This is a genomic window from Nocardia cerradoensis NBRC 101014, assembly GCF_000308535.1.
Lineage (GTDB): Bacteria > Actinomycetota > Actinomycetes > Mycobacteriales > Mycobacteriaceae > Nocardia > Nocardia cerradoensis.
The window spans coordinates 1-4099 of sequence record NZ_BAFW01000189.1 but is presented as its reverse complement, the minus strand read 5'-3'; the positions used below and the strand labels follow the sequence as shown (position 1 = coordinate 4099).

The following is a 4099-nucleotide window of genomic DNA, read 5'->3' as shown; positions in this document are numbered from 1 at the left end:
GCCGCATCCGCACCTCCTGCCTCGGGGCCGCACATACCCGCTCGACCTGCGGGTACCCGGGGATGTCAGGGTCAATCGCGAACTGCCGCCGACCCGGTATCCGGATGACGTTTGGTTCCCCGGATGCCCGGGTATCGGCGACGACGAGCGGTAAATGCGAGACGCGCCTGCGGGGCGGAAGGAGAGGACGTGTCCTTGAGCGAGTGGATTTCGCCGTCGACGGACCCGGCACCCGCGGGTTCGGTCGTCGGCGTGCGAGTACTCGCACAAGCGCGCCAGTTGCTGATGCTGCGCGCACTGGCCGAAACGGTCGCGTTGATGGCCGAATTCGCACTCGACGAGGTGACCGATATCCGGGTGGCGCTGGACGAGATCGCCACCGCACTGATCGAACGGGCCGTCGACGGATCGTCGATCGAATGCGATTTCGGCTACGACGGCGACCGGATGTCGGTCGCGGTGACGGCGGTGGCGGTCACCCCCGAGGCGCTGCACCGGGACGGGCTCGGCTGGCATGTGCTGACCTCGATCACCGACTCGCTCGAGGCCACCACCGCACCCTTCGATTCGACGGTCGCGGGTTATCCGGTGACGGTGGAATTCCGGCGATCGCGCCGGCACGGTATCACCGCGTGAGCCGCGGCGAGGGTCCGGCAATCATGGTGCCGGACCCTCGTCTTCAGCGTCGGCGGTCCGATCGACCGCCGATCTCACTTCGCCGGAGACAATTCGCGCATCGGGGTGTCGAGTTCGCTGCGATAGAAGTCGATGAATCCGTCCGGATCGGGTCCGGCGTTCTGCATCACCAAATGGTCGAATCCGGCGTCCACATATTGTTGTGCCACTTCCAGATAGCGTTTCGGATCGGAACCGCAGGCGAATTGCTCCAGAATATCGTCGCGGCGCACGGTGGAAGTCGCGGCGTCGAAATTCACCGGATTCGGCAACTCGCTCATCACTTTCCATCCGGTGAGCGCCCAGCGTGAGGTTTCCAGTGCGGCCTGCGCCGCGGTCTGTTCGTCGGCGGCCCAGGCCATTCCGACTTCGGCGTAGCCGCCGCCGCTCCCACCGGCGCCGCGGTAGGTGTCCACGAGCCGGGCTTCGGGGTCGGTCGCGAACAGTCCGTCGCCGAGTTCGGCGGCGAGCCGGGCGGCGTCGGGTCCGCCCGCGGCGACGATGATGTCGGGCAGCCGCTCGGGTAGATCGAACACCCGCGCATCCGAAATCGACAGGTACTCACCGCGATACGTGCGATATCCGCCGCGCCACAGCAGCCGGATGATCTCGAGGGCCTCGCGCAGCATGCGCTGGCGGATATCGATAGGCGGGAATTCCCGGCCCACCACATGTTCGTTGAGCCGCTCACCGGATCCGACGCCGAGATCGAAACGCCCGTCCGACACCAGCGCCAAGGTGGCGGCGGCCTGCGCGACGATGGCGGGGTGATACCGGATGGTGGGGCAGGTGACACCGGTGACAAGTCGGATGCGCTCGGTGCGTTCGGCGATGGCGCCGAACACCGTCCAGGTGAACGGGGAGTGGCCCTGATTGTCGAGCCACGGGTGATAGTGATCGCTCATTTCCACGAAGTCGAATCCGGCCTCCTCGGCGCGAATCGCCTGTCGGATCAGGTCGCGCGGTCCGTAGCCTTCCGACGCCAGTTTGTAGCCGATCTGCATTGCGGGGGCTCCTCACGTACGTGGGACAGTCGATTCCCGGCTACCCACCCGCACGGTCCGCAACCGTATGCCGGCGGGCTATACAGACCGCTGAGTCTTTGTTAGAAAGGTGATAGCGGGATTTGCCTCGAGCAGCGGGGCAATTCACATGTCGATTTTCGCCTGGGAGATCGCACATGAAGACGAACGCCACATTCCGAATCGGTCATCACCGTTCACTTCCCGTCCCGGGTCGCGCCGAGGCCCGGCTCAGTGCAATCATGCGCACCCACGGGTCCGCTGTGGTCTTGTCGGTGCGCGGGGAGGCCGATGCGTGCACTCTCGATGATTGGCGACGTCTCATCCACGAGGGCGCGGCGCTGGCCGCGGCCCATGGCGGGCCACTGGTCGTCGATACCGGCGGGCTCGGCTTCCTGGGCTGGCGCGCACTGGTGATCCTGGCCGAGGAAGCCGCCGAGCAGCGCGGACGTGGTGTTGCGATATGCCTGGTCAGCCGCACGCCGACGATCGCGCGGATGGCGGCGGTGGATCCGCTGACCGCCGAGTTGGCCATTCAGCCCACCGTTGTCGGCGCCTTGAGCAACCTGTCCGTCCCACCCACCGACGCGAGGTGAGCCGACACAATCGTTGTCGGAGCCGCAAGATCGTCGTAGCGTCGCTGGGGTGAGTGTTCCTCAGCATCTGCCCGCCACCGCGGGCGAACTGCGCGCCGCCGGTTATCAGCCGCGCGGAGTGAAATCCGAAATCCGCGAGAATCTTCTCGCCGCACTGCGATCCGGGACCGATCCGTGGCCCGGCATCGTCGGCTTCGACCGCACCGTCGTCCCGCAACTGGAGCGGGCGCTGCTCGCCGGCCACGATGTGGTGCTGCTCGGCGAGCGCGGGCAGGGCAAGACCCGATTGCTGCGCACCCTGGTGGGGTTGCTCGACGAATGGACGCCGGTGATCGACGGCGCCGAACTCGGTGAACATCCGCTGGCGCCGATCAGCCCGGCGGGCCGGCGGCTCGCGGCCGAACTGGGCGACGATCTGCCGGTGGCGTGGCGTCACCGCAGCGAACGCTACGCCGAGAAGCTCGCCACCCCGGACACCTCGGTCGGCGACCTGATCGGCGACGTCGACCCGGTGAAGGTGGCCGAGGGCCGCAGCCTGGGTGATCCGGAGACCATCCACTTCGGGCTGGTTCCGCGCGCCCATCGCGGCATCGTCGCCATCAACGAACTGCCCGACCTCGCCGAGCGGATCCAGGTCGCGCTGCTGAACGTGATGGAGGAACGCGATATCCAGGTGCGCGGCTACACGCTGCGGCTACCGCTGGATGTGCTGCTGGTGGCCACCGCCAACCCGGAGGACTACACCAACCGCGGCCGCATCATCACTCCGCTCAAGGACCGGTTCGGCGCGGAGATCCGCACCCACTATCCGCTCGACGTGGAGGCCGAGACCGCGCTGGTGCGCCAGGAGGCCGATCTGGTCGCCGAGGTCGGCGACCCGCTGCTCGAGGTGCTGGCGCGCTTCGTGCGCCAGCTGCGGGAATCGCCGGCCGTCGATCAGCGCTCCGGCGTCTCGGCGCGCTTCGCGGTGGCGGCGGCCGAGACCGTGGCCGCGGCCGCACTGCGCCGGACCGCGCTGACCGGTGAACATCCCGCCGTCGCCCGCCCGGTGGATCTGGAATCGGTGCCCGCGGTGCTGCGCGGCAAGGTGGAATTCGAATCCGGTGAGGAGGGCCGCGAGACCGAGCATCTCACCCATCTGCTGCGCCGCGCCTTCGCCGAGACCGCACGCCGGCGCCTGGCCGGGGTGGATCTGCGGCCGCTGGCCGAGGCGGTGAACGAGGGGCATCCGGTCACCACCGGCGAGCGGGTGCCGGGCCAGGAGGTGCTCTCGGCGCTGCCCGAGCTGCCGGTGCTGGCGCGGGTGGCCGAGCGGCTCGGCGCCGAGTCCACCGACTCGCCGGCGCGGATCGCGGCGACCGTCGAATTCGCTTTGGAGTCACTGTATTTGAGCCGCCAGCTGGCCAAGGACTCCGACGACGGCACGGCGACCTACGGCTCATGACTACCCCCGACCGCTATTCCTACGGGCCCTATCACGACGGTCCCGACCCGCTGGCGCCCCCGGTCGATCTGCGGGAGGCGCTGGACCTCATCGGCCGCGACGTGATGGACGGCAGCTCCCCGCGCACCGCCCTGGAGGAGCTGCTGCGCCGCGGCACCGGCCGCACACCCGGCCTGGACGAGCTGACCCGGCGGTTGTGGCAGCGCCGCGCCGAGCTCACCCGGCAGCACCGCCTCGACGGCACCCTGCAACAGGTGCGCGAGTTGCTCGACCAGGCATTGGAGGCCGAACGCACCGCCCTGTTCCCCGACCCCTCCGACGATGCCCGCTTCGCCGAGGCCGAACTCGACGCGCTGCCGTCG

At 68.7% G+C, this 4099-nt stretch carries 4 protein-coding genes and 1 pseudogene; 4 read left to right on the top strand and 1 reads right to left on the bottom strand.

What is annotated here, in order from left to right; all coding sequences use genetic code 11:
• Window positions 1-189: 189 nt before the first annotated feature.
• Window positions 190-636, top strand: a complete 447-nt coding sequence (locus ON23_RS20045) for an ATP-binding protein (protein WP_245556023.1) — start codon at window positions 190-192, stop codon at window positions 634-636.
• Between the two features lie 74 nt (window positions 637-710).
• Here ON23_RS20045 and ON23_RS20040 read toward each other — a convergent pair whose 3' ends face one another.
• Window positions 711-1679 carry a TIGR03557 family F420-dependent LLM class oxidoreductase gene (locus ON23_RS20040; protein WP_039780050.1) on the bottom strand — a complete coding sequence of 323 codons (969 nt, stop codon included), beginning with the start codon at window positions 1677-1679 and terminating at the stop codon, window positions 711-713.
• 260 nt (window positions 1680-1939) lie between these two features.
• Between ON23_RS20040 and ON23_RS20035 the strand changes: the two genes are divergently transcribed.
• From ON23_RS20035 to ON23_RS36030, 3 genes and pseudogenes are all read left to right on the top strand, one after another.
• Window positions 1940-2293 (top strand): STAS domain-containing protein, encoded by a 354-nt coding sequence (locus tag ON23_RS20035; RefSeq protein ID WP_157170248.1) that lies wholly within the window; start codon window positions 1940-1942, stop codon window positions 2291-2293.
• A 49-nt stretch (window positions 2294-2342) separates the two neighbouring features.
• Window positions 2343-3737, top strand: a complete 1395-nt coding sequence (locus ON23_RS20030; protein WP_039780049.1) for an ATP-binding protein — start codon at window positions 2343-2345, stop codon at window positions 3735-3737.
• Window positions 3734-4099: pseudogene (locus ON23_RS36030) on the top strand (hypothetical protein); the annotation flags it as partial. The gene ON23_RS20030 and the pseudogene ON23_RS36030, both read left to right, overlap by 4 nt.